Raw genomic sequence first — 25,829 nt, 5'->3', positions numbered from 1 at the left:
CCGCTCGCCCGGCGTGGGATCAGCCCAGCGCCGCGTCCAGCTTGGCCGACAGATCCGAATAGCTCATGTTCGAGTTCAGTTCCCCGTCGATGACGAAGGACGGCGTGCCGGTGATCGGATATTCCTCGGTATGCTCCTGATATTTCGCGACCAGCGCCTCGGCCAGCGCGGAATCCTGCAGGCATTCGTCCATCTGCGCGTCGGTCAGACCCGCCTCCAGCCCGATGCGCCGCATCGCCGCGATCGCTTCCTCGCCCGAGGAAACGCGGGTCCAGTCCGCCTGCCGCTCCAGCAGCAATCCGACAATGCCGAAATAGCGCATTCCGCCGCCGCAGCGCGCCAGCATACCGCCCCACAGGCCCAGACGGTCGAAATAGACTTCGCGGAACTCCAACTTGACCTTGCCGGTCTCGATGTAATCCTCACGCAGTTGCGGCAGCACGTCTGAATGGAACCGGGCACAGTGCGAGCAGGTCAGCGAAGCGTATTCGATCACGTGCACCGGCGCGTCGGCGTCGCCCATGACATAGGCGCGGGTATCCGGGCCGGTCGCCTCGGCCTGACCCGTGGCAGCGTCCTGCGCCCAGACGGGCAGTCCGCTCAGCATCAGCCCGGAGGCCGCCCCGGTCGCGATCGCCGTGCGGCGTGTGAAGATCGTCGTCATGTCGGGTATTCCCCCATTATACGTTCGCGTTAGAGCGACTTGCTCTCGATGTTTTTACCTAAGGACATCAGAGCCTCACGCAAGCTGTCATCGCCAACCTCACGAAGGTCTGATCGCAGGGCCTCGATCCGCTCCTCCGGCAGGCGGGGCGCAGTCGGATTGTAGCTAGCCTGCCCCTCCGCGAAGCCCTGCGCCATGTTTGGAATCTGGGCACCGGGTGCCGATTGCGTCAGGCTGATCCTGCTGATCGCCGCGTAGCCATAGCAGGCGTTGACCCGTTCCAGGATCTGAGGTGCCATCATCTGCACCTGCGGGGCGGCGGCGCCACTGACCAGAACCGTCAGCGTCGCACCGAATCCCTGACGGGCGTAGCCGACCTTGACCGGCCGGGCGAGTGCCGAGATCTGCGGGCCGACGATCTCATCCCAATCGGTCAACAGCCGCGTATGCGCAAATCCCCGCTTTTCCGAGGCCTTGCGCAATTGCGGCGCGATCAGGCTGCCCGCCTGCGTGAATTTCCAGCTGCGTCGCGGCTGCGACGGCTTGCCCGGTTTGCGCACGTTCCTGTCCCCCGTTACGACGGGCACGATAACATCCCCCGTGGTCGAGGAAAACATGGACGCGCAGACTCTGCTTGACTGGTACGACGCCAATGCCCGCGCGATGCCGTGGCGCGTGCCTCCGGTGACTGATCCCATGGCCGGCGGGAGCACGAACCGCCGGGCCGATCCCTATTTCGTCTGGCTGTCCGAGGTGATGCTGCAACAAACCACGGTTGCCGCCGTGCGCGATTACTTCATCAAGTTCACCACCCGTTGGCCCACCGTCGCCGATCTGGCCGCCGCCCCGGATGAGGACGTAATGGCCGCGTGGGCGGGTCTTGGGTACTATGCGCGGGCACGCAACCTGCTCAAATGCGCCCGCGAAGTCACGGCGCGCGACGGTCGTTTCCCCGATACGGAGGCGGAATTGCTGACCCTGCCCGGTATCGGCCCCTACACCGCCGCCGCCATCGCGGCCATTGCCTTCGACCGCCCTGCGGTGGTGCTGGACGGAAATGTGGAGCGTGTGATGGCCCGACGCCACGCCGTGGTGGAGCCCTTGCCCGACAGCAAGCAGACCCTGCGCGCGCTGGCGGCGTCCCATACGCCGCAAGTCCGCCCCGGCGATTACGCGCAGGCGGTGATGGATCTGGGCGCGACCATCTGCACCCCACGCAACCCGGCCTGCGGCATCTGCCCATGGATGTCCGAATGCGAGGGGCGTCTGGCCGGCATCGCCACCGAATTGCCGCGCAAAAGACCGAAAAAGGCCAAGCCCGTCCGCCACGGCACCGCCTATTTCGCCCGCCGCCCCGACGGCGCGGAGTTGTTGGAGACGCGCCCACCCAAGGGTCTGCTGGGCGGAATGCTTGCGCTGCCCTCCACCGATTTTTCCGACGATCCACAACCTGCGCCGCCGCTCGCAGCGAACTGGCAGATCGTGGGTGAGGTGCGCCACACCTTCACCCATTTTCACCTGATCCTGACCGTCGCGGTCGCAACCTCCACCGCCACGCCCGATCGCGGCCTGTGGGTCGAAGCTGCAAACCCCGACGATCTGCCGACTGTATTTGCCAAGGCGCTGCGGCTGGCGCGGAGCCACCGGTGAACCGGACCTGCGCAGCACCCATGATAATCGTCGCCTGCACGGCATTCTGCCCCTAGGCTGACCGGCAGGAGGATTCCCATGTCCGTCGCACGCAACATCACCCTCTACCCATGGATCAAGTTCTGCCAGAACCTGATCTTCTGGCAAGCGGTCTGGTTCCTGTTTTTCCAGACGGAGCTGTCGGCAGCCGATGCCATCGTCCTCTATGCGATCTACGATATCGGAACCACGGTGCTGGAGGTGCCGTCAGGCTACCTGTCCGACCGGCTGGGGCGGCGGATCACGCTGCTCGTCTCAGCCCTTTCAGGACTGATCGCCTGCCTGTTGCTGGTGACGGGCGACAGCTTTGCCGCCTTCGCGGTGGCGCAAATGTTCTTCGGCGCATCGGCGGCGTTTGCATCGGGCACCGATACAGCACTGCTTTACGAAAGCCTTGTCGCGCAGGGGCGCGCGGCGGAGGTCGAGGCGCAGGAGCTTCGCGCATGGCGGTTCACCTTCACCGCGCTCGCCCTGTCCGCCGTGACCGGCGGCATGATGAGCCTTTGGTGGCCCGCCCTGCCATTTCTGGCAGCGGGTCTGGCCTTTCTGGCGATGTTTGCGCTCTGCCTGCGATTGGTGGAGCCGTCGCGCAGGCTCCCCTCCGGTCCGGAGGTTCTGCGCAGTGCCTCGTTGCGCGCCGCGCTGGTGCATCCGGTCCTGATCTGGCTGTTCGTGCTGAGCGTGCTGATGTACGGCTACAGCCACCTGCCCTTCGTTTTCGGCCAGCCGTTCATATTGGAGGCTTTGGACCGCGCCGGCCTTGCAGCCGAGGCGCCGGTGGTCAGCGGCGCAGTATCTTCCGTCATGATGCTGGTGTCCGTTGCAGCCTCATTGATCGCATTGCGCCTGCGCCGCCGCATCGGGCTGGCGACGATCCTGCTGCTGGCCTTCGCGATGCAGATCGGGCTGGCGGGGGTGCTGGCGGCGACCGGTTCGGCCATCGCGATCGCGTTCCTGCTGCTGCGTATGGTGCCTGACAGCCTGTCGCGGCCGTTCATTCTGGCGCGTATCCAACCGCTGCTCGGCGATGCGACCCGGGCGACCTATCTGTCATTGCAAAGCCTGGTCGGGCGGTTGCTGTTCGCGGGCTCACTGTTTCTGGCATCCGGCCTGGCCGACGATGCCGACACGATGAGCCATACGGATATCCGGCAAATTCTGGTGGCCTATGTGGTGGTCGGACTCGTCGCCCTGCTGGCGCTGGGCATCGCGGCACGACGCTTACCGCTGGAAGCGCGGTGAAATTCCCCGCGTCATTTCGCCCCGTCCGGCAGCGTCGCGACTTGCCGGACCTGGCCATGCACCGCACACTCGACCAAAGACCGGAGGACCCCACGATGCCCGCGCCCGCATTGCAATTCTGGCTGTCGCTATCGCTCTTCCCGCTGATCGCGCTGGCCGGTTGGCTGGGCGGATGGTGGCTGGCGGCTGTCACTCTCTACACTTTGGGGCTGATCACCGTTCTGGACAGCGTGCTGGAGATGGACACCACGAATGCCGACCCGACGGTGCATGAGCGACACCTGTTCTGGCACAAGATGGTCACGTGGGTCTGGCCCCCGATGCAATTCGTCCTGGTCTTCGGTGCGCTGTGGTGGGGGGTGCACGGCACGCTGTCCACTGCCGAATCCATCGGACTGATGGTCGTGACCGGCATTGCGACCGGGGCCATCGGCATCAATTTCGCGCATGAACTGATCCACCAGCGCACCCGCTGGGAACCGCGCATGGGTGAGTTTCTGCTGACCATGGTGCTCTACGGTCATTTCAGATCCGAGCACATTCTGATCCACCACCGCTACGTCGCCACACCGCGCGATCCGGTGACGGCCCGCTATAACGAGGGGTTCCACCGCTTTTTTTCCCGCGTACTGTATCAGCAGGTCATCAGCGCCTGGCGGGCGGAGGGGGCAATGTTGGCGCGCAGGGGCCTGCCCGCGCATCACCTCCGCAACCCAATGTATCGCTACGCCGCCGCCAGTCTGGCATTTCTGCTGCTGGCGTTCGCAATCGGGGGGTGGGTCGGCATCGGGCTGTTCTGCGTACAGGTCATCGTCGCGATCATACATCTGGAGGCGACGAACTATATCGAGCATTATGGTCTGACCCGTCGTCATCTGGGGCAGGGAAAATACGAGCATGTCAAACCGCATCATTCGTGGAACTCCAACCACCGTGTGTCGAACTGGTTCCTGATCAACCTGCAGCGCCATTCCGATCATCACTACAAACCCAACCGCCGCTTTCCCCTCCTGCAGGCGCGAGATGAGAGTGAAGCCCCGCAACTGCCCTTCGGCTATCCGGTGATGACCGTGCTGGCCACCTGCCCACCGCTGTTTCGCAGGGTAATGAACCCGCGTGTGCGCGCATGGCGGCGTCAGTTCTATCCCGACATTCAGGATTGGAGCGCCTACAAGGCTGCCTCCAACCCGGTGGCGACATGATGGGCGCGAAGCCGCTATGCGTCGGCCACGCGCTCGTGGAAAAACCTGAAGCCCCCGCCATCTGGGGCCACATTTTACGTCCGAGCACAGCTGCTGCCCCTTCCCGAATCAGATGTTTGTTCCTACTTTGTTCCAAAGTGAGGGCGAAGTATGAACGATCTCTTTACGGACGATATCGAAGAGCAGGCCCGCCGTGGGCGCGGTGCGCTGCGCAACCTGACCGGCCGGTTCGAGGCGTTGAGCCATCACCGCGCCGATGATGGATGGGAGCCGCAGGAGCAAACCGCTGTAAAAACGCAGGTTCTCGACGATCACCCCCGCAGGATCCTGACCCGGAACCAGTCCCCCGATGTGCCGTTCGACCGCTCGATCAACCCCTACAAGGGGTGCGAACACGGCTGCATCTATTGCTTTGCCCGACCGACACACACCTATCTGGGCCTCAGCGCCGGGCTGGATTTCGAGAGCCGTATTTTCGCCAAGCCGGATGCTGCGCAACTTCTTGAAAAGGAACTCAGAAAACCGGGCTATATCCCCGCGACCATTGCCATCGGCACCAATACGGACCCTTATCAACCGATCGAGAAGGACCGCCAGATCATGCGGCGGATCCTCGAAGTTCTGGATGCCTACAACCATCCGGTCGCCATCGTGACAAAGGGCGCTTTGGTCACGCGGGACACGGACATTCTGGGGCGCATGGCTCGGCGCGGATTGGCCAAGGTCGCGCTGTCGCTGACCACGCTGGACCCGCATCTGTCACGACGGATGGAGCCGCGGGCCAGTGCGCCGCAGGTACGGCTGCGCGCCATCGGCGCATTGGCCCGCGCCGGTGTGCCCACGGGTTTCATGGTGGCGCCGATCATTCCCGCGCTCAACGATCATGAGATCGAGAAGATTATCGAAGCCGGCGCACGGGCCGGCGCGACATGGTGCTCTTACGTGGCGCTGCGTCTGCCGCGTGAGGTCTCCCCCCTGTTTCGGGACTGGCTGGACGAACACTACCCCGCCCGCGCCCATCGCATCATGGCGCAGGTGCGCGAAATGCATGGTGGCAAGGATTACGACAGCAACTGGGGCAAACGGATGAAGGGTGAGGGCGTCTACGCCAACCTGATCGCGCGGCGGGTTGAGGCCGCGATGAAACGGCATGACCTCCGCCGTCGCCTCGCCCCGCTCGACTGTTCGCGGTTCGCACTGCCCGCGCGCAAGGGCGACCAGTTTACACTTTTCTAACGGTTTTCTGCGCTGGATAGCTGCGGTATGTCGGGGCATGACAGTGTTTCCCGATCCTGAATTCGAAGCGCGTTTCGCGCATTTCGGCCCCGTCTGCGGGGTGGATGAGGTTGGTCGCGGCCCATGGGCCGGACCTGTCGTCACCGCCGCCGTGATCCTCGGCCCCGATGCGCCTGAGGGGCTGCGAGATTCGAAGACGCTCAGCTTGCGGCAGCGCAACGCATTCTTCGATGCGATCATGTCATCCTGCCAGGTTGCCATCGGGCGCGCGGACCTGCGTGAAATCGAGGAGTTGAACATCCTTCAGGCGTCACTTGTGGCGATGTCACGCGCGGTCAGCGCCCTGAAAACCTGCCCCGCGATTGCCCTGATCGACGGCAACAAGCTGCCGCGTGATCTGCCCTGCCGGGGACTGCCCGTGGTGAAGGGTGACGCGCAATCGCGGGCCATCGCGGCCGCGTCGATCGTCGCCAAGGTGACTCGGGACAGGGAGATGGTTGCCCTTGCGCAACAGTTTCCGGGTTACGCATGGGAAACCAACATGGGCTACGGCACAAAGGCCCACCGCGATGGCCTGTCACGCTATGGCGTAACACCACATCATCGTAGGGGGTTCGCACCCATACACAAGATATTGGTTCAACAAAATTATTCAACACGTTGATTCGATTGAAAATTGACAGCGATTCGCTCACCCGGCATTTTGGAGAAAACAAGATGTAAGGGCAGCAGCACATGGCGATCCGGCAAAAACAGACGAGCGATGAGCTCCCCCTCGACACCATTCTCGCGGGGGATTGTGTTGCACGAATGAACGCTCTGCCTGCGGAATCAGTGGATCTGATCTTCGCGGATCCACCCTACAACCTGCAGCTCAAGGGTGATCTGCACCGGCCCGACAATTCCAAAGTCGATGCGGTGGACGATCACTGGGATCAGTTCAACAGCTTTGCGATCTATGATCGGTTCACACGTGAATGGCTGGCGGCGGCGAAACGTATCCTCAAACCGAACGGCGCGATCTGGGTGATCGGATCGTATCACAATATCTTCCGCGTCGGCGCGGCCCTGCAGGATCAGGGCTACTGGATCCTCAACGACGTCGTCTGGCGCAAATCGAACCCGATGCCGAACTTTCGCGGCAAGCGTCTGACAAACGCGCATGAGACGATGATCTGGGCGGCGAAGTCGGATGGTGGCAAATATACCTTCAACTACGAGGCTCTGAAATCGCTCAACGAGGGGGTGCAGATGCGCTCCGACTGGCTGCTGCCGATCTGCAATGGCGGCGAGCGGTTGAAGGACGATAACGGCGACAAGGCACATCCGACGCAAAAGCCGGAAAGCTTGCTGCACCGGGTTCTGATCGCCTCAACCAAGCCGGGGGATGTGGTGCTCGACCCGTTTTTCGGCACCGGAACCACGGGTGCTGTGGCGAAACGTCTGGGCCGCCATTACATCGGCATCGAGCGTGAGGCCGCATATCGCAAGGTCGCGACAAAGCGTCTGGCCGAGATCAAGCGCTATGACCGCGACGCCCTGCAGGTCACGCAATCGAAACGGGCCGAACCGCGCGTTGCCTTCGGCACGCTGGTGGAGCGTGGATTGTTGAAGGTCGGGGCGGAGTTGCGGTCCCTGAACGGGCGTCACAAGGCGAAGGTGCGGGCGGACGGCACGCTGGTCGCCTTCGACACCAAGGGCTCGATCCATCAGGTCGGCGCGGTTCTGGAGGGCGCACCGTCCTGCAACGGGTGGACCTACTGGACGTATAAACGGCAGGGTGAGTGGGCGCCCATCGACGTGCTGCGCCAGCAAATCCGGGCGGAGATGGCCCCGGCATAAAACCCGGCATAAATCCGGTCTTCCGGTCGCGCCCCTGAATCGGCGCGACCGGGTAGCCTATACCTCGTCTTCGTCCCGGTGCATCCATGCCGATGCGGCCAGCCGCCGGGCCAGCGGGGCCACGGTCAGGCCCTGTACGATGATCGAGAAGATCACAACACAATAGGTGGCGCCCAGGATCAGCGGCTTCCACTCCCCATCTGGCAGCGCCAGCGCCAGTGCGATGGATATGCCGCCCTTCAACCCGCCCCAGGTCATCACCGGGATCACGTCCCTTTCCTGACGCCGGAATGGCCTGAGCATCAGCACTGGCACCGCGACAGCCGCCAGCCGCGCGACCAGTGCTATGGCAATGGCCGCCGTTCCAGCCAGCAGGATATCGGCGGAGAAGGCGACGGCGAACACCTCCACACCGATCAGCAGGAACAGGACGGCGTTCAAAATCTCGTCCACCAGCTTCCAGAACCCGTCCACATAGCTCCGCGTAACCTTGGACATGCCGTAGCGCGTGCCGACATGGCCGATGAACAATCCCGCCACCACCGCCATGATGGGTGCCGAGACGTGCAGCGCCAGGCTGAGCGAATACCCACCGAAGGCGAGGCCCAGCGTCAGCAGCACCTCCAGCGAATAATCGTCCACCCGCTTCATCAACTGAAACGTCAGCCATCCCAGAATACCGCCCAGAAGCGCACCGCCGATCGCCTCCTGCACGAACAGCAGACCGGCGTCGGAAAGCGTCGTGGCATGCCCCCCTGCCACCGGAAATGCCAACGCCACAAGGATCAGGTAGACGACGTAGCCCACCCCGTCATTGAACAGACTTTCGCCCGCGATCTTGGTTTCGAGAGATTCGCGCAGGTTCGCCTGCCGCAGCACGCCGAGCACCGCGACCGGGTCCGTCGGTGAAATCAGCGCCCCGAAGACCAGCGCGATCAGCAGCGGCATTCCGGTCACAAGTGAAAAGGCCGTGCCCGCGATTACCGTCGACAACGCCACGCCAATCGTGGCCATCAACAGCACCGGCAGAGCTTGCGCCCGCAACTGGTCAAGCGACACGTGCAGCGCCCCCGCGAACAGCAGTAATCCCAACATGCCTTCGAGCAATGCATCCGAGAAGTGGATATCGGTCACGGTCGTGCGCACGGTCACACCGATCCCCAGATCTGGCAGCATTAGATCGACACCGAGGATCAGAAACGACGCCACCAGCGACACCACGAGGATGCCAATCGCGGCGGGCAATTTGAGGTAGAGGTAGTTGAAGGTTCCGAACAGGCCCGCCAGAACGATCAGGATCGATGTGATTTGAATAATGTCCATGCGCCGCTCCATCCGCTGTCGTTGCATTCGGCATAGCGTGCCGGGTGTGCGGCGGTCCAGCGTCCTGTGCGCCAGCGCGTCAAGGATGCCTCCGGCGGGGATATTTCGTGAAAGTGAAAGGGATCAGGCCCCGGCGGTGACCGGGCCTGCCACCCCTTCCATCGCGCCGGGCACCAGCTCCAGTGCAAGCAGTCGATCGGGGTTCGTGGGCGGTGGATATTCCAGCCCGGTGGCGAGGTCCCGGCGAAACCCGAACCGGGTGTAATATGGTGGATCGCCGACCAGGATCACGCGCGTCCAGCCCAGATCCGGCGCGAGCGCCAGCGTGTGGCGCATCAGCAGACCGCCCAGCCCCTCACCCTGCCGGGTCGGGTGCACGGCGATGGGGCCAAGCAGCAGACACGGGCTGTCGCCTGCGCGCACCGGCCAGTACCGGATAGCCGCCGACAAGCTGTCGTAATCGTCGCGAACCATCCAGCTCAACCCCTCGACCGGGGGACCGGCCCGCAGGCGGTAGCTGGACAAGGCGGTGCGCCCCGGCGCGAAGGCAAGATCGTAGAGGTATTCCACCTCAGGTGTGTCGTGGGGGCGTTCGGGCAGCAGGCGGGTCATGGGGACTCCGGATCGAGGGTCGCGGTCAGGGTGATGGGGCCTGTCCTCGTCGCATCCTTGGCCTGTGCTCCTTTTCGGTTACATTCCGATGGGCTAGCACGGTGGACGCATACCGCCAAGCCCCTCAAACACCCGGAGAGTTCATGTTCTACCGCCCCGAAGACGGCCACGGCCTGCCCCACAATCCGTATAACGCCATCGTCACACCCCGTCCCATCGGCTGGATTTCCACGCGCGGGGCCGATGGCGGAGAGAATCTGGCACCGTATTCCTTTTTCAACGCCACGGCCTACGTGCCGCCGCAACTGATGTTTTCGTCCACCGGCATCAAACCCGACCGCGATGGCACGAAGGACAGTGTCGCAAATATCCGCGAAACCGGAGTGTTCTGCGTCAATATCGTCAGCTACGCACTGCGCGACGCGATGAACACCACCTCCGGCGCGTGGGACAAGGACACGGATGAATTCGATTTGGCCGGGCTGGGCAAATCCCCGTGCGAAACCATCGCCTGTTCGCGGGTGGCCGAGGCACCCGCCTCGCTGGAATGCAAACTGTCACAGATCGTGACGTTGGAGGGGAAGGGCAACCTGATGATCCTGGGTGAGGTGACGGGTATTCATATGCGCGACGATTGCCTGAAGGACGGCATTTTCGATGTCCTGTCCTTCAATCCGCTGGCCCGCATGGGCTATCGCGATTACTCGGTCGTGCGAGAGAAATTCAGCCTGAACCGACCGGAGGAGAAATGAAATGCAGACTGTGATCGGAATCATGGGCGGCTCCGGCCTCTACGAGATTGCGGGCCTCGAAGGGGCCGAATGGGTCAGCGTGGACACGCCGTGGGGCGCGCCGTCGGATCAGTTCTTTATCGGAACGCTGAACGGGGTGCGGATGGTGTTTCTGCCGCGGCACGGGCGCGGGCATGTGCACTCGCCTTCCTCCGTGCCCTATCGCGCGAATATCGACGCGATGAAGCGGTTGGGGGTGACCGATCTGTTCAGCCTGTCCGCGACCGGCAGCTTCCGCGAGGAAATGGCACCGGGTGATTTCGTGGTGGTGGATCAATTCATCGACCGGACCTATGCGCGCGAGAAATCGTTTTTCGGCCCCGGTTGCGTTGCCCATGTGTCCGTCGCGCATCCCACCTGCCCACGCCTGTCCGACGCTGCGCAAGCCGCGGCGGAGGCCGAGGGCATTCGCGTGCATCGAGGCGGCACCTATCTGGCGATGGAGGGGCCACAATTCTCGACTCTGGCGGAATCGAAAATGTACCGCGAGAGCTGGAATGCGGACGTCATCGGCATGACCAACATGCCGGAGGCCAAGCTCGCCCGTGAGGCGGAGCTTTGCTATGCCTCCATCGCGATGGTTACGGATTACGACAGCTGGCATCCCGATCACGGTGAGGTCGATGTGACCAAAATCATCGCCACGATGACGGGCAACGCGGACAAGGCGCGCGGACTGGTCGCGCGACTGCCCGGTCTGCTGGGAGCCGATCGCGCCGATTGCCCGCATGGCTGTGACAAGGCGCTGGAATTCGCGATCCTGACCCGCGCGGAGCATCGCGACGCAGACCTGGTGGCGAAGCTGGATGCGGTGGCCGGCCGGATGCTGTAAACATCCCGGCTGACGCGCGCGACCGCCGCGTCAGCCGTTCTGCTGGACGAATTCGCGCATGAAGCGCCTGATCTCACGCGCGGCGGATGTGTCCAGCTCCTCACACAGTTTCACGAATTGATCCCGATCTTCTTTTTCGACCCGGATAACGAGCTGACTGCTCTTTTTTCCGGACTTTTTGTCGTTTTTCTTGTTCACGAGGCGGTCCCGGCGCTTGAAAGGCTATCGAATGTATATACTTTGTATAGCAGAGAACATCATGCCCCGATTCGGGGTGTCCCACAAAGGATGAGTTATATGAATATTGCAGCAGCACAAGCGATCGTCATGCGCGATCGCAGCGATTGGAACAAACCGCACCTGCCCTGGTTGCCCAGCAGCCTGTACCGGTCGTTTCGTGATCGGTTCCGCTAAGCTCTTGCGTCACATGGGGGGCTGCGCGAAAACGATCTGAACCACAGATCGAAAGCGGCCCCGATGAAATCCATTTCCGACTACATCAGAACGATCCCCGATTTCCCGCACGAGGGGATCATGTTTCGGGACGTGACCACCCTCTTCAACGATGCGCGCGGCTTTCGCATGGCGGTCGATATGTTGCTCCACCCCTTTGCAGGCCGGCCGATTGACCGGGTGGCGGGGCTGGAGGCGCGAGGCTTCATTCTGGGCGGTGCGGTGGCGCACCAGCTGGGCGTCGGGTTCATCCCGGTGCGCAAGGCAGGCAAACTGCCGCATGAGCGGATATCGCAGGACTACACCCTCGAATACGGCACCGCGACGGTGGAAATGCACACGGATTCGTTCCAACCCGGTGAGAGCGTCCTGATCGTCGATGATCTGCTGGCCACCGGCGGCACGGCGGAGGCCGGGATCAAGTTGATCGAACGGATGGGCGGCAAGATCGCGGGATGCGCCTTTGTCGTAGATCTGCCCGATCTGGGTGGCCGCGCCCGGTTGGAGGCGATGGGCGTCGAGGTTCACAGCCTGTGCAGCTATACCGGTGAATAGACGCTGTTAACGATCATTTAACGTCGTAGGGCTATGCATTCTGGCATCCGGGATACCGGATTGCTGCTTGCCTGGCCTTGGCCTGTGAGCGGTGTCCTTCTTACCCCAGAGGGGCACCGCTCAAAACCGCACCCGGGTTCAGTATGCCTCTCGGGTCCAGCGCGGCCTTCACGGCGCGTTGCGTGCGCAAACGGCCGGCGTCGGAATACCGCTCCAGATCGCCGACCTTCAGCCTGCCCACACCATGCTCCGCACTGACCGATCCCCCCAGATCGTGCGTCACATCATGTACCGCGCGCTGAATATCCTCGGTCTGGGCGGCGTAGTCCTGACGCGCCCGACCCTGCGCGGGAAAGACGTTGTAATGCAGATTGCCGTCCCCGACATGACCGAAACAGTTGATCCGCACATCCGGGGCGACCGCACGAACGGCCTTGCCGGCCCTTTCAACGAAGGTCGCCAGCCGCGACAGTGGCACGGAAATATCATGTGACATGATCGACCCGGTCAGGCGGTTCCCCTCGGGTATGGTTTCGCGGATCGCCCACAACGCGTCGCGCTGCGCATCGGACTGGGCCAGAACCGCGTCGGAAATCCGCTCCTCCTCGAACGCGGCGCCCAGCGCCTGCTCCAACGCGGCGACCGTTCCGGAGGCGCCGCTCGTCTCGACCAGCACCATCCAGTCGGGACGGGTTTCCAGCGGGTGGGGCATCTGGAAGCCGTGTTCGTCCAGAAAATCCATGCCCTGCCGATGCATCAGCTCGAACGCCGTGACCACATCGCCCAGTTGTGATTGCAGCGCGTGCAGCAGCGCCAGCGCATCGGCGGGACCCTCGACCGCCAGAAAAGCGGTTGCCCGCTCCGCCGGACGGGGAAACAAACGCAGGCTGGCGGCGGTGATGACACCCAGCGTCCCCTCGGATCCGATCAGCAGGTGCCGCAGATCGTAGCCGGTGTTGTCCTTGCGCAACCGCTTGAGGTCACGGATGATTGTGCCGTCGGCCAGAACCGCCTCGACCCCCAGAACCAGATCGCGGGTATTGCCGTAGCGCAGCACACCCGTCCCCCCCGCATTGGTCGCAAGGACACCCCCGATCCGCGCCGTGCCTTCGGAGGCGATGGACAGCGGGAACAGACGCCCGGCGGCGGCGGCGGCCTCCTGCACGGATTGCAGGGTCACGCCGGCCTCGACCTCGATCATGTTGTCCTCGGGCGCGGTGTCGCGAATCGCGTGCATCCGATCCAGCGACAACAGCAGGATGCCCGGCGCCTCGATCACCTGCGCGCCGACCAGACCCGTGCCGCCGCCATAGGGGATGATGCCGACGCGCGCCTCGTTGCACAGGCGCAGGATGCTCGCCACCTCCTCAACGCAGGAGGGGCGCAAAACGGCGAGCGCCTGCCCCTGCCATTTTCCGCGCGGCTCCTCCAGCCAGCCCGCGCTGGCGGGATCGCAGCGCAGGGCCGGAATCGCATCCTTCAGATGGTCGAGAAAGTCGGGGGTGGCGGGTATAAGGCTCATACGTCAGGGATAGAAACTGCGCGCGCCCCTGTCACCCATTATCGGATTTCGTCCCGCCTGCACGCAGATACCGGGCGAATCCGTGGCGCGAACCTGCACAGACGGCGTTCAGCGGTGTTTTTGCTGTTTTCCATAGGGGACAGGAACGATAAGCCTGTGGGCAATGTCAGGATGAGGAACGATCCAATGCGCTATATTTCCACACGGGGACAGGCACCGGAGCTGAATTTCGAAGAAGCGATGCTGACCGGACTTGCCCGTGATGGCGGACTGTACGTGCCGGCCGAATGGCCGCAGATGAGCGCGGATGACATCGCCGCGCTGGCCGGATTGCCGTATGAGGAAGTCGCGTTCCGCGTCATGAAACCCTTCGTGGATGAGACGTTCTCCGACGCGGAGTTTCGTGAAATCATCCAGCGCGCCTATGCCGGGTTCGATCACGCCGCCCGCTGCCCCATGGTGCAGACCGGGCCGAACGACTGGTTGCTGGAGCTGCATCACGGCCCGACCCTGGCGTTCAAGGACGTGGCGATGCAGTTGATCGGGCAGATGTTCGAGACGTCGCTGAAACGATCCGGGCAGCGCGTGACCATCGTCGGCGCGACCTCGGGCGATACCGGCTCCGCCGCGATCGAGGCATTTCGCGGGCTGAGTTCGGTGGACGTGTTCATCCTGTATCCGCACGGGCGGGTCAGTGAGGTGCAGCGCCGCCAGATGACCACCCCGGTCGAGGACAACGTGCACGCGCTGGCCGTGGATGGGGATTTCGACACCTGTCAGGCGCTGGTCAAGGACATGTTCAACGATCTGGAATTCCGCGACCGCGTGCGTCTGGCGGGCGTGAACTCGATCAACTGGGCGCGGGTGCTGGCGCAGGCGGTATACTTCTTCACCGCCGCCGTGTCGCTGGGCGCACCGGCACGCAAGGTCAGCTTTACCGTGCCGACCGGCAATTTCGGAGATATCTTCGCCGGCTACGTCGCCAAGCGGATGGGCCTGCCCATCGACCGGCTGGTGATTGCCACGAACCAGAACGACATCCTGCACCGCACTCTGCAATCGGGCGCGCATGAGAAGGAGGGCGTCGCCCCCTCGATCAGCCCGTCGATGGACATTCAGGTGTCGTCGAATTTCGAGCGGCTGCTGTTCGATCTGTATGACCGTGAGGGCAGTGCCATCGCCCAGTTGATGGGTGAGTTGAAGGAGAACGGCCAGTTCACGCTGAGCCAGGGCGCGCTGGACCGTCTGCGCGCCGAGTTCGACAGTGGCCGTGCGAGCGAGGAGGAAACCCTCGCCGAAATCCGGCTGATGGCCGAAACCACCGGCCACGTCATCTGTCCCCATTGTGCCGTCGGTACAAAGGTCGCGCGGGAAGCGCACGGGAGCGCCCCTATGGTCACGCTGGCCACCGCTCACGCCGCCAAGTTTCCCGATGCGGTGGAACAGGCCTGCGGCATTCGCCCGGACTTGCCACCCCGGATGGCGGACCTGTATGAACGGCCAGAGCGCCTGACCCGGCTGCCGGGTGAGCTTTCCGCGCTCGAAAAGCATATCGAAGGCACTCTATGACAGTTCAACTGCATCGGCTCCCCAACGGGGTTCGCGTCGTGACGGAACACATGCCCAGCATGAAAAGCGCGACCCTGGGCATCTGGGTCACGGCGGGCGGTCGGCATGAGGCGGCCGATCAGAACGGCATCGCGCATTTTCTGGAGCACATGGCGTTCAAGGGCACGGCCAAGCGCAACGCCCTGCAAATCGCCGAGGCGATCGAGGATGTCGGCGGTTACATCAACGCCTATACCAGCCGTGAGATGACCGCCTATTACGCCCGCGTTCTGGCCGAGGATTGCGACCTCGCCTTCGACGTGATCTCGGACATCGTGCTGAACCCTGCCTTCGACGCGAGGGAGATCGAGGTGGAACGCGGCGTGATCCTGCAGGAGATCGGGCAATCGCACGACACGCCGGATGACGTGATTTTCGACTGGTTGCAGGAAACAGCGTATCCCGAACAGGCCTTCGGGCGGACCATCCTTGGCCCCAGCGAGCGGGTGAAGGCCTTTGGCCGCGCGGATTTTGAACGGTTCGTGGCACAGCAATACGGGCCGGAAAACCTCATCGTCTCCGCTGCCGGGGGCGTGGATCACGACCGCATCGTGCGCGCGGCGGAGGACGCCTTCGGCCATCTGACCCGCCGTCCGAAACCCGCCGAGGCACCCGCCGCGTTCAAGGGGGGCGAGATGCGCAAGGTCAAGGATCTGGAGCAGGCGCACTTCACCTTCGCGCTGGAAAGCTCCGGCTACCGGGCCGAGGATATCTATGACAGCCAGGTCTATGCGATGACGCTGGGCGGCGGCATGTCCTCTCGTCTGTTTCAGGAGGCGCGGGAGAAACGCGGCCTGTGCTACTCGATCTTCGCGCAGCCCGGCTCCTATGCCGATACGGGAATGCTGACGATCTATGCCGGCACCAGCAGTCAGGAGATCGAGGGGCTGGCCGAACTGACCATCGATGAATTCCGCCGCAGCACCGAAGACATGAGCGAGGTCGAGATCGCCCGCGCCAAGGCGCAGATGAAGGCGGGGTTGTTGATGGGCCTGGAAAGTCCCTCGTCCCGGGCCGAACGCATGGCGCGTATGCTGGCGATCTGGGACCGGGTGCCGTCGCTGGACGAAAGCATCGCCCGGATCGAGGCGGTAACCGCGCAAAGCGTGATGGCGCATGCTGCGCGTCTGGTCGTGTCGGGCCAGACGGCGATGGCACTGTACGGGCCCGTGGACAGGACGCCCGCGCTTGGCGATCTGACGGCACGTCTGGTCGCCTGACACGATGTTCCGGCGTCGCACGGAATTGTTGCTGAAAACCGAGCGGCTGTATCTGCGGCCTCCACGCTTGAGCGATCACATCGACTGGGCAACGTTGCGCCGCGATGGCTACGATTACCTGTATCCGTGGGAGCCGTTGCGCGCCCACGATCACCTCAGCCTGAGCGCGTTCCGAACCCGCACGCACTGGGCCGCGCGGGCGATCAAGGCGGAGCGGGCCGTTCCGCTGTTCGTCTTCCGGGCTGCGGACAACGTCCTGCTCGGCGCGATCACGCTGGACAATATCCAGCGCGGACCGGCGCAATACGCCACTGTAGGATACTGGATGGGTCAGCAATTCACCGGCCACGGCTATATGTCCGAGGCGCTGCAAGCGGTCGTGGCACATGCCTTCGGCCCACTGGACCTCAGCCGTGTTCAGGCGGCCACCCTGCCGGAGAACGCGGCCTCGCGCCGGGTTCTGGAAAAGGCGGGTTTTCGGTATGAGGGTGTGGCGCAGAGCTTTCTTCAGATCGCGGGAAAATGGCGCACGCATGTCGTCTACGCCTGCCTGCGACAGGATCGTCGCGGCAGGGGTTAGGCTGCGTCAGGCGGGTGCGTCAGGCGCGGCCTGCAACCGAATGCAGCATGGCGGGATCAATGCCGATGGTGTTGAGGCACTTCTCCCAGACATCATCGGGCGCAGTCTCGAACACCAGCTTGGGTGAGGCGTCCACCATCAACCATGAGCTGTCGCGCAGCTCGCTTTCCAACTGTCCGGGCCCCCAGTTGGAATATCCCAGCGCGAGGACGGCCTGTTCAGGCCCCGCGCCCCCCATCAATTCGCGCAGCACCGCGAAATGACCCGTCATCGAACACCAGTCGTTCACGTTCAACGTGTTGCAATCCAATGCGTAATCAGGCGAATGCAGCACGAATCCGCGGCTCCGCTCAACCGGGCCGCCGATCATTACCGGAATCTCGGGCACGCTCGGCGCGGGTTCCACGTCCATCTGCTCGGCCAGATCCTCGAACGCGACACCGGCGGCGGGCTTGTTGATGACCAGCCCCATCGCGCCGCGATCCGAATGGGTACACAGGAAAATCACTGCGCCCGCGAAACGCGGATCCACCATGCCCGGAGAGGCAACCAGCAGGGTTCCATCGAAAAATGGAGATGCTTTATCTGTGTCATTCATGCCATTCAATCTGTCCCCGGATGACATAACGTCAAGACAGCCGAGTGCCGCCGAAGTGATTTTCCATTCCGTCCCGGATGAGTATTGTTTTTGGACATACCGCCCTTTGCCTATCGGACCCTATACATGCACAAAGTCGCGATTGCCCTCCTCCTCCTCTCAGCCCCGGCCGTGCAGGCGCAGAATGTGAACGCCTATAGCGACGTCACCATTCTGCCGGGTCACATGACGGCGTCGGGGCAGTATCTGGCAGGGGTGCAGATCACCATGGCGCAGGGGTGGAAAACCTATTGGCGTCAACCGGGTGAGGGCGGCCTGCCCCCCGTCTTCGACTGGTCGGGATCCAGCAACGTGACCTCCGCGACGGTCGAATGGCCCGTGCCCGAGGTGTTCGACACTTACGGCCTGCGCTCGCTCGGCTATCACGACAGTGTCGTCTTTCCGATCCTGTTCGACATGTCCGATCCACAGGCCGATGCCCGCTTGCGACTGTCGCTGGACTACGGGCTGTGTTCGGACATCTGCATTCCGGCCCATGCCGAGGCGAGCGCGCTTTTGCCCGCCGGTCAGGTCCACAATGCGGAGGAACTGGCCCGCGCGCGCCGCGACACGACCCGCCAGGCATCCGGGCTGGTGGCCGATTGCGCGGTGGTCCCCGCTGCCGATGCCTGGCGGCTGGACGCGACCATACGGGCGGATCACCCGTTGGAACGCGATCTTGTGGCCGTGTTCGAAACCGCCGACCCCAACCTGTGGATCGGCACACCCGATGCGGTGGAACAGGGCGACGGGTTGCTGTTCAGTGCACCGATGGAATGGTTCGGGGACGGGGCCTTCGCCATGTCGCGTGAGGACATGCGCATCACTCTGGTTTCCTCCGGGCGCAGCGCGGTGGAATTGACCGGCTGCTGATCACTTCGCCGCGACTGCGCCGGGCCGTGGGATCAACAGCGGCACCAGAACCGCCGCAACCACCGCCACCGCGATCAGCGCACCGGTCAGCAATACGAACAGCGGCACATCGGCGGCACCCACCGCTGGCCACAGACCGGGCCGCGCCGCCAGCGCAATCGCCCCGGCTGTCAATGCAAGGCTGATCCCGGTAGCGCCCATGATTGTCATGCGCGCCCCACGCGGCAGGTTACGCCCGAACAGCGCACGCCGCAGGCTGCGCGATATTCGCCCCACATCCATCTGGATCGCGATGATCGCAGGCACCACCAGCAGCACCAGGAACATTCCCGCACCCAAGCCGTAGCACAGGGTAATCACGGTGGGTTTGAGGAATTGCGCCTGCAAGCTGCTCTCATAGAGCAGGGGCGCCAGGCCCAGAACCGTGGTCAGCGTGGTCAGCATCACCGGCCGCAATCTGTCGGACACCGCATCGACCAGGGCGGGTATCGTGCCACGGGTCCTCGAATATTCGTCGATCGTGGTGATCAGAACGATCGAGTCGTTGATGATGATGCCGGTCATGCCCAGCAGACCGACCACGGTGAACAGGCTCATCGGGACGTCCCACAGGTAATGCCCCCAGATTGTCCCGATCAGCCCGAACGGTATGATCGCCATCACCACGAAAGGCCGCACCCAGCTGGAGAAGACCCAGCACAGCGTCAGATAGATGCCCAGCAGGCACAGCACAAAGCCGACCAGCGCCTCGTTGAGGAAATCACGCTCCTGCTCGGCCAGACCGGTCATCAGGAACTCGACCCCGTATTCGCCCGCGATGCGGGGCAGAACCTCGTTTCGCAGCATATCTATGACCTCGGCCGCGCGGGCGGGATCGTCCTCGGACATCTGGCCGGTCACGGTGATGACGCGCTGGCCGTTTTCGCGCAACACGGTGGAAAATCCCAGCCGGGTCTGGACCGAGACGACCTCGGACAGGGGCACCCAGTTGCCACCCGGCGTTCTGACGCGGGCATCCTGAATGAAATCCGCCGTCAATTCCGCCTCGGGCATCCGCACGGTCACGCTGCCCGAACGCACCCCAGCGGGGAAGGTCAGCGCCTCGATCCCGCCGAGCCGCTGGCGCAGTTCACTGCCGATGCTGTCCGTCGTCAGCCCCAGCGCGGCGCCGCGCGGGGTCAGGTCCAGGATCAGTTCGGTCTTGTCATAGGGCAGATCGTCCTCGACCGCTGAAATCACCTCGTACGGGATCAATGCCGCCTGAAACGCCTCGGACGCGGACTTGAGCGTCTGCGCATCCGCGCCGAACAGCTCCACCGACAGGCCATCCCCTCCGGGGCCGGAGCCCCAGCGGCGAAAGCTGAGGGTTTCCAGCCTGGGATGCCGCACGATCTCATCCTCGATCGCTTGCTGCAAAGTGGCGGCGGAATAGGGGCGATTGTCGGAATCCAGAATCTCGATGGAAATGGAGCCGAGTTGATCGGGATCCTTCTGATCGCTGCCGCTGATGGCCCGCCCGGTATTGCCGCCGATCTGCGTCATGGCGAAGAGGATCGGATCGCGCCCGTATTCCGCCTCGAACCGCTGCCCCACCTCCGTGACGGCACGGTCCAGCTCAACCACCATCGCCTGCGTTTGCGCGCGGGTGGCGCCGTTGACCATCGCGATGTTTCCCGTCAGCTCGGCCTGTTCGGGCGAATTGAAAAAGCGCCAGACCACCTCACCCGAGAAAAACAGCGACAGCATATATGCCAGCACCGCGAAGGTGCCCGCCAGAACCGGATAGCGCAGGATGACGACCAGTCGCATCAACGGACGAAACAGGGTGCGGTTCACCTTGTTGAATCCGATATTGAACCAGTACGAGGGCGCGTCATACCAGCGGACCTTGCTCTGCGCGGACAGGGCGTGTCGCATATGCGCGGGCAGAATCAGAAAGCACTCGATCAGGCTGGCCAGCAGCACGACCGACACCGTGAAAGGTATGTCCGCGATCAACGAACCGAACCGTCCGCCGATCACGACCAGGGCGGAAAACGCGATGATCGTGGTGATGGTCGAGGACAGCACGGGCAAGCTCATCCGCCGGGCCGCGTTGATCGCGGCGTTCTGGGGCGACTCTCCCAGATGGCGATGCCTGAAATCCGCGTGTTCCCCCACGACGATGGCGTCATCCACCACGATGCCCAGACAGATGATCAGCGCGAACAGCGAAATCATGTTGATGGTGATGCCAAAGACGAACATCATCGCCACGGTGGCCAGCATCGCGACGGGAATGCCTGCCGCCACCCAGAATGCCGTGCGCGCCGACAGGAACAGGAACAACAGGACCACGACCAGCGCCAGACCCATCAGGCCATTGTCCAGCAGGATGTCGATCCGGTCCGAAACCTGTTCGGCCCGCGTGTTGGTCAGGGTGATCGCAACGCCCTCGGGCAGTGTCTGCTCCATCTCGCGCGCGACGCGGTCCACCGTGGCCTGCATCTCGATCGCGTCGCCCTGATTGGACCGATCCACGCGCACGGCGATGGCCGGATCGGTGCCGACGAAGTAAGCCTGATCGCGGCTGACGCCTTCGTCCGCGACCCGGGCGACATCGCGCACCAGCAGCGCGGTTCCATCGGCCTGCGTGCGCACGGCGATCTGTGAGATTTCCTCAACCGAGCGGCGTTCGACCCCGGTGCGAACACGGGCGGTGCCGCCTGCCACCTCCCCCGCTGGATCGGTTTCCGCGCTGTCGGCGATGGCCTGCGCGATGGCTGACAGGGTCAGGTCGTTGCGGATCAGCGCAGCCTCCGGCACCTCCACCACGACGGAGGGCGCAGCAAGACCTGAGATCGTGGTGCGCGTCACCCCCTCACGAAACAGGCGGGCCACGAATTCGTCGGCGTAGCGGCCCAGTTGCTGGGCCCCCACCGGGCCGGAGATCACCACATTCGTCACCCTGTCGCGCCAGATACCGCGCCGGATCACCGGGTCGTCCGCATCCGTCGGCAGGGTCGAGACGGAGTTCACGGCCGTTTCCACATCCGCCGCCGCGCGCGCCATGTCCCAGTTCGGCTCGAACTCCATCCGCAAGGTGGCGGAACCTTCGCGCGCCGTCGCACGGGTGCTGATGACCCCCTCCACCGCCAGCAAAACCGGTTCCAGGGGGGCCACGACCGCATTGTCAACGTCCTCCGGCCCTGCCCCGTCCCAGCGGACGGAGACGGACACGCTGTCCACGATCACGTCGGGAAAAAACTGCGCCCTGATCTGGGTCAGCGCGGCCAGCCCCAATGCCACCATCATCACGAGGATCAGGTTCGCGGCGGTCCGATGCCTGACGAAATATGACAGCATGATCTAGCCCCCCATACGCTGTTCCAGCCGTTCGACCGTGGCGCGGGGCACTTCTTCAGCCTCCAGCGCGGACAGGGTTCGGGCCCGAACATCCGCGGGCATCGCGGTGTTGCCCTCGACAAATGCCCGCAGCCGCGCCCGGCGTTCGGGGTCGAGAGATATGGTTCGCGGCAATTCGACGGCGGATTGCTCCTCCTCGGCCTGCGAAACGATGGGCGTGATCGCGACACCGGGGCCCAGTTGGGGGCGGACCTCCACCACGTATCGCGCGCCCACAGGCGCATCCGCAATAATGACCTCATCGCCCTGCCGGCGCAGCACCTCCACCGCGAACGCCTGCAACCGGTCGTCGGTCCCCGCGATCAACAGCTCGTTCGTGCTGGTCAACGCCGCTGCGGGCACTGTCGATACGTCGGTCAGCGCAGGCTCGGAAATGGCGATGGCGACGAAATCTCCGGGTCGCAGGACCGCGCCCCCCTCAAGGTCCAGCGCGGCGTAGAGCTGTCGTCCGGTCTGACCGGCCGCGACCTCCGCGCCCGAGCGCACGATGCGCCCCGGCACCGCGAACGGCACCCCGTCCAGATCGAGGGAAACCGTGACTGCGGCCTGTGTCAGCGCCCCCTCCGCGTCGAGCAAGCGGGCAAACTGCGCGGTCGTGACCTGAAACGCCACCTCCAGCACGGTCGGGTCGATCAGGACGGCCAACTGCTCGTTTTGTGAGACGCGGCGGCCCGGAACCGCCGTCACATTCGTCAGCAGCCCATCGAAGGGGGCCAGATAACGTGTGTCGGCCAGAGTGCGCTCGGCCTCCTCCAGATCAATGCGGGCGCGTGTCAATTCGATTTCGGCCCGATCAATCGCGGCGTCCTGCGACAGCATCGCCTGCCTGCGGGTCAGGACGGTCTGCTCGGCCTGGCTCAGCGCCAGCTCCGCCGTTTCCGTCGTGATCGAGGTTCCGACCCCGCGCTGCTCCAAACCACGCTGACGTTCCAGTGCCGCCGCTCGCAAAGTGCGCTGCGAAACGGCGGCGGCCAGTTCATCATCGGCCAGTTCGCGGGCCGCGATGGCCTGCGACAGCGCGGCCGAGGCCTCCTGCACGGCGGCGGCGGCCCGGTTTCGCGCGGCGGTAGCATCGGCGGGGTCTATCTCGAACAACAGATCGCCCTGGGCCACGGCGGCCCCGTTGCGAAAATCCGCCGCCAGATCGGTCAGCACACCGCCTGTAGCGGCGCGAAGTTCCAGAACGCGGGCGCCCTCGACCTCACCATAGCTGGAAATCACGGGATGGGCGGTTTGCCGCGTTATCTCCGCCAGGGACACCGCGAACGTCCTCTCGCGCCCCGACGCACCACGCGGGCGACCACCTGCTTCATCGGCACTGCGCGACTGAACGATCTGCACGATTCCAATGCCGACCAGACCCAGGGTCAGGCACAGCAACACCAGCGCGACCAGACTGCGCAGAACAAATCGCATGACATCTCCGATGCGAAGGGCAAACCACCGATCCGTGCCCTTGTGCTTTCAGCTTTCCTGCCGGTCCCGCGACCGGAACATCATTTCCGGCGAAGATGTTCCTGCAGCCGGGGCATGATCTCGACGAAGTTACAGGGCATGTGGCGGTAATCCAGTTGATGGAACAGAATTTCATCCCACCCATCCTTGCACGCGCCGGGTGAGCCGGGAAGCGCGAACAGATACGTGCCCTGCGCCACGCCGCCGCAGGCCCGCGACTGCACGGCGGAGGTGCCGATCTTGCGGACCGAAATCATGGTGAACAGGGTCGCGAAGGCGTCGATCTGTTTTTCATAGACCTCGCGGTGCGCCTCAACCGTCACATCACGGCCCGTCAGGCCCGTGCCGCCGGTGGAGATGATGACGTCGATGCCATCCTCGGCGATCCATTCGCGCAAGCGGGCCACGATGGCATCGCGGTCGTCCTGGACGATATCACGTGCCGCCAGCGTATGACCCGCCGCAGCAATCCGCGCGACCAAAGTATCCCCCGACCGGTCATCGGCGGGGGTGCGCGTATCCGATACCGTCAACACCGCGATGCGGACAGGGACGAAGTCACGTTCAGCCATATGTATCCAACCTCGATTTCAGCATCTGCAAATCCTGCCAGGCCGACCGTTTGTGCAGCCCGTTTCGCAGCAAGGCGGCCGGATGGAAGGAGGCGATGGCCGCTATGCCCCCGACCTCGCGCCATTGTCCCCGCATTGCGGTGATCCCGCGATCCGTCTCATACAGGGTCTTCATCGCGGCATTTCCCAGCAGCAGCAGGCAATCGGGCGCGGCCAGGGCGATATGGCGCAACAGGAATGGTTTCATCATCGCCATTTCATCCTTGCCGGGGTCGCGGTTCGCAGGGGGGCGCCACGGCAGGACGTTGGTGATATAGACGCCGCCATCTGGCCTGTCGTCCGATCTGTCGCGACCGATCGCGGCCAGCATCTTGTCCAGCAATTGACCCGAGCGCCCGACAAAGGGTTTGCCCTCTCGGTCCTCATCCTTGCCGGGGGCCTCCCCTACGATCATCAGACGGGCGGCGGGGTGGCCGTCGCTGAACACGAGGTTTCGCGCGCCCTGTTTCAGGATGCAGCCGTCGAAGCCCGCCATCGCGCTGCGCAGTTCGGCCAGTGTCGCCGCTCTGCCGGCAAGCTGTCGGGCCTGCTCCACCAGCTGGGCGTGATCGTCATCCTGTTGCGGCGCGCGCGCCCGTTGTGGCGCATCAAGGCGGGGCGCGTCAGCTTGGCGAGTGATCGGTTCCGGCGGTGGGGGCGCGGCATAGCGATCGACAGGTACGTCGCCAACAGCCGCGTCCACGCCCAGCTCGACCTGCCAGGCAAGCGCGGCGAGCAAGGCTTCCGGATCGGTATTGTCCACGGCGCGAATCCCCTCTGTCGTCAGGTGACCTTACCGCGCCCCGTGATCAGTCCACAATCGTGCCGCGTTCATTGCAGCGATCAAGCCAGGCAAGGGTCGCCACGTGCGTCTCCGGCACTTTCTTGCGAATCAGGTGCATGAAGCCCAGCGTCGCGATGGCCGTGATGTCTGCAACGGTGAAGCGATCGGTGGCCAGCCACTCCTTGTCTTTCAGGCTGTTTTCAAGCCATGTCAGGCCCGCATCCACGCGGCTGTCGTTCGCAGCGGCCCATTCGGGGCATTGATCACCGTGTTCCAGACTGGCCATCGCCGGGATGCCATGCCGCGCAACGGCGGCGACGGGCGTCATCAAATGGAATTCGACGCGCCGGCTCCACATCTCGACCTTCGCGGCCTCCAGCGGGTCGCGGCCCATCAGGTTCGGCTCGGGGTGCAGCGCTTCGAGATAGCGGCAGATCGCGACGGTTTCCGTCAACACTGTCCCATCGTCGAGTTCGAGGGCAGGCACGTGGTGGGATCCGACCTTCGCCTGATAATCCGCGCTGAATTGCGTTCCGGCCATGATGTCGATGTTCGACCGGGGCAGGTCGATGCCCTTCTCGGCCATGAATATCCGCACCCGGCGCGGGTTGGGGGCGCGGGGCGTATCGTAAAGCAATTTCGGCTCTGGCAGTGTCATGACTATCCTCCATCAGTTTGCGCCGATCAAAGACA

The 25,829-nt window shown here is 63.8% G+C and carries 25 protein-coding genes; 13 read left to right on the top strand and 12 right to left on the bottom strand.

Annotated features, from left to right (window positions below; all coding sequences use genetic code 11):
- Positions 1-19: 19 nt before the first annotated feature.
- Positions 20-664, bottom strand: coding sequence for a DsbA family protein (locus tag H1S03_RS09315; protein ID WP_221892654.1), 645 nt, complete (start codon positions 662-664; stop codon positions 20-22).
- Positions 665-693: 29 nt separating this feature from the next.
- Positions 694-1,281: a DUF721 domain-containing protein gene (locus H1S03_RS09310; protein ID WP_185804181.1), complete on the bottom strand. Its 588-nt coding sequence runs from the start codon at positions 1,279-1,281 to the stop codon at positions 694-696.
- Here H1S03_RS09310 and H1S03_RS09305 point away from each other — a divergent pair.
- The 6 genes from H1S03_RS09305 to H1S03_RS09280 all read left to right on the top strand — a co-directional run bounded on the left by H1S03_RS09305 (position 1,280) and on the right by H1S03_RS09280 (position 7,875).
- Positions 1,280-2,314, top strand: coding sequence for an A/G-specific adenine glycosylase (locus tag H1S03_RS09305; protein ID WP_185804219.1), 1,035 nt, complete (start codon positions 1,280-1,282; stop codon positions 2,312-2,314). The genes H1S03_RS09310 and H1S03_RS09305 overlap by 2 nt on opposite strands.
- 78 nt (positions 2,315-2,392) lie before the next feature.
- The gene (locus H1S03_RS09300; RefSeq protein ID WP_221892653.1) at positions 2,393-3,595 is read left to right on the top strand and encodes an MFS transporter; all 1,203 of its coding nucleotides are present in this window, start codon (positions 2,393-2,395) and stop codon (positions 3,593-3,595) included.
- A gap of 95 nt (positions 3,596-3,690) precedes the next feature.
- Positions 3,691-4,797, top strand: coding sequence for an alkane 1-monooxygenase (locus H1S03_RS09295; RefSeq protein ID WP_185804180.1), 1,107 nt, complete (start codon positions 3,691-3,693; stop codon positions 4,795-4,797).
- Between the two features lie 150 nt (positions 4,798-4,947).
- Entirely contained in the window at positions 4,948-6,033 is a 1,086-nt protein-coding gene (locus H1S03_RS09290; protein ID WP_185804179.1) for a PA0069 family radical SAM protein, read from the top strand.
- Positions 6,034-6,070: 37 nt separating this feature from the next.
- Positions 6,071-6,697, top strand: a complete 627-nt coding sequence (gene rnhB / locus H1S03_RS09285; RefSeq protein WP_185804178.1) for a ribonuclease HII — start codon at positions 6,071-6,073, stop codon at positions 6,695-6,697.
- 71 nt (positions 6,698-6,768) lie between these two features.
- Positions 6,769-7,875, top strand: coding sequence for a site-specific DNA-methyltransferase (locus tag H1S03_RS09280; RefSeq protein ID WP_166188076.1), 1,107 nt, complete (start codon positions 6,769-6,771; stop codon positions 7,873-7,875).
- A gap of 57 nt (positions 7,876-7,932) precedes the next feature.
- Here H1S03_RS09280 and H1S03_RS09275 read toward each other — a convergent pair whose 3' ends face one another.
- Both H1S03_RS09275 and H1S03_RS09270 read right to left on the bottom strand, forming a co-directional pair.
- Entirely contained in the window at positions 7,933-9,198 is a 1,266-nt protein-coding gene (locus H1S03_RS09275; RefSeq protein ID WP_166188079.1) for a cation:proton antiporter, read from the bottom strand.
- A 123-nt stretch (positions 9,199-9,321) separates the two neighbouring features.
- Complete coding sequence (locus H1S03_RS09270; protein WP_185804177.1) at positions 9,322-9,810, bottom strand: GNAT family N-acetyltransferase; 489 nt, start codon at positions 9,808-9,810, stop codon at positions 9,322-9,324.
- A 143-nt stretch (positions 9,811-9,953) separates the two neighbouring features.
- Between H1S03_RS09270 and H1S03_RS09265 the strand changes: the two genes are divergently transcribed.
- Both H1S03_RS09265 and H1S03_RS09260 read left to right on the top strand, forming a co-directional pair.
- A complete protein-coding gene (locus H1S03_RS09265; RefSeq protein ID WP_166188085.1) occupies positions 9,954-10,562 on the top strand; it encodes a flavin reductase family protein in 609 nt (202 codons plus the stop codon).
- Position 10,563: 1 nt separating this feature from the next.
- Positions 10,564-11,433 carry an S-methyl-5'-thioadenosine phosphorylase gene (locus tag H1S03_RS09260; RefSeq protein ID WP_185804176.1) on the top strand — a complete coding sequence of 290 codons (870 nt, stop codon included), beginning with the start codon at positions 10,564-10,566 and terminating at the stop codon, positions 11,431-11,433.
- A 30-nt stretch (positions 11,434-11,463) separates the two neighbouring features.
- On the opposite strand, the gene H1S03_RS09255 is transcribed toward H1S03_RS09260, so the two are convergent.
- Positions 11,464-11,631 carry a hypothetical protein gene (locus H1S03_RS09255; RefSeq protein ID WP_166188090.1) on the bottom strand — a complete coding sequence of 56 codons (168 nt, stop codon included), beginning with the start codon at positions 11,629-11,631 and terminating at the stop codon, positions 11,464-11,466.
- 279 nt (positions 11,632-11,910) lie between these two features.
- Between H1S03_RS09255 and H1S03_RS09250 the strand changes: the two genes are divergently transcribed.
- On the top strand, positions 11,911-12,441 hold the full coding sequence (locus H1S03_RS09250; protein ID WP_166188094.1) for an adenine phosphoribosyltransferase: 531 nt from the start codon (positions 11,911-11,913) through the stop codon (positions 12,439-12,441).
- A 100-nt stretch (positions 12,442-12,541) separates the two neighbouring features.
- Here the strand turns inward: H1S03_RS09250 and H1S03_RS09245 are convergent, their stop codons facing one another.
- Complete coding sequence (locus H1S03_RS09245; RefSeq protein ID WP_185804175.1) at positions 12,542-13,963, bottom strand: FAD-binding oxidoreductase; 1,422 nt, start codon at positions 13,961-13,963, stop codon at positions 12,542-12,544.
- Positions 13,964-14,149: 186 nt separating this feature from the next.
- Between H1S03_RS09245 and thrC the strand changes: the two genes are divergently transcribed.
- From thrC to H1S03_RS09230, 3 genes are read left to right on the top strand one after another with little or no spacing between them, the layout of a single operon-like run.
- A complete protein-coding gene (gene thrC / locus H1S03_RS09240; protein ID WP_185804174.1) occupies positions 14,150-15,532 on the top strand; it encodes a threonine synthase in 1,383 nt (460 codons plus the stop codon).
- Positions 15,529-16,791: a M16 family metallopeptidase gene (locus H1S03_RS09235; RefSeq protein WP_185804173.1), complete on the top strand. Its 1,263-nt coding sequence runs from the start codon at positions 15,529-15,531 to the stop codon at positions 16,789-16,791. Before thrC ends, H1S03_RS09235 begins: the two co-directional genes overlap by 4 nt.
- 4 nt (positions 16,792-16,795) lie before the next feature.
- The gene (locus H1S03_RS09230) at positions 16,796-17,371 is read left to right on the top strand and encodes a GNAT family N-acetyltransferase (protein ID WP_185804172.1); all 576 of its coding nucleotides are present in this window, start codon (positions 16,796-16,798) and stop codon (positions 17,369-17,371) included.
- Positions 17,372-17,390: 19 nt separating this feature from the next.
- Here H1S03_RS09230 and H1S03_RS09225 read toward each other — a convergent pair whose 3' ends face one another.
- A complete protein-coding gene (locus tag H1S03_RS09225; protein WP_221892652.1) occupies positions 17,391-17,969 on the bottom strand; it encodes a YqgE/AlgH family protein in 579 nt (192 codons plus the stop codon).
- A gap of 126 nt (positions 17,970-18,095) precedes the next feature.
- Between H1S03_RS09225 and H1S03_RS09220 the strand changes: the two genes are divergently transcribed.
- The gene (locus tag H1S03_RS09220; RefSeq protein WP_185804170.1) at positions 18,096-18,881 is read left to right on the top strand and encodes a protein-disulfide reductase DsbD domain-containing protein; all 786 of its coding nucleotides are present in this window, start codon (positions 18,096-18,098) and stop codon (positions 18,879-18,881) included.
- On the opposite strand, the gene H1S03_RS09215 is transcribed toward H1S03_RS09220, so the two are convergent.
- The 5 genes from H1S03_RS09215 to H1S03_RS09195 all read right to left on the bottom strand — a co-directional run bounded on the left by H1S03_RS09215 (position 18,882) and on the right by H1S03_RS09195 (position 25,794).
- Positions 18,882-22,226 (bottom strand): efflux RND transporter permease subunit, encoded by a 3,345-nt coding sequence (locus tag H1S03_RS09215; RefSeq protein ID WP_185804169.1) that lies wholly within the window; start codon positions 22,224-22,226, stop codon positions 18,882-18,884. It lies immediately after the preceding gene.
- A 3-nt stretch (positions 22,227-22,229) separates the two neighbouring features.
- A complete protein-coding gene (locus H1S03_RS09210) occupies positions 22,230-23,702 on the bottom strand; it encodes an efflux RND transporter periplasmic adaptor subunit (protein ID WP_185804168.1) in 1,473 nt (490 codons plus the stop codon).
- Positions 23,703-23,782: 80 nt separating this feature from the next.
- Positions 23,783-24,313 (bottom strand): molybdenum cofactor biosynthesis protein B, encoded by a 531-nt coding sequence (gene moaB, locus H1S03_RS09205; protein WP_185804167.1) that lies wholly within the window; start codon positions 24,311-24,313, stop codon positions 23,783-23,785.
- Complete coding sequence (locus tag H1S03_RS09200; protein WP_185804166.1) at positions 24,306-25,115, bottom strand: uracil-DNA glycosylase family protein; 810 nt, start codon at positions 25,113-25,115, stop codon at positions 24,306-24,308. Before H1S03_RS09200 ends, moaB begins: the two co-directional genes overlap by 8 nt.
- Before the next feature lie 46 nt (positions 25,116-25,161).
- Positions 25,162-25,794, bottom strand: a complete 633-nt coding sequence (locus H1S03_RS09195) for a glutathione S-transferase family protein (protein ID WP_166188139.1) — start codon at positions 25,792-25,794, stop codon at positions 25,162-25,164.
- Between the last annotated feature and the right edge of the window lie 35 nt (positions 25,795-25,829).

It is taken from the genome of Pontivivens nitratireducens, from assembly GCF_014235845.1.
Taxonomy (GTDB): Bacteria; Pseudomonadota; Alphaproteobacteria; order Rhodobacterales; family Rhodobacteraceae; genus Pontivivens; species Pontivivens nitratireducens.
Note: the sequence above shows the minus strand (reverse complement) of the source record. Positions and strands in the feature narration are given on the sequence as shown.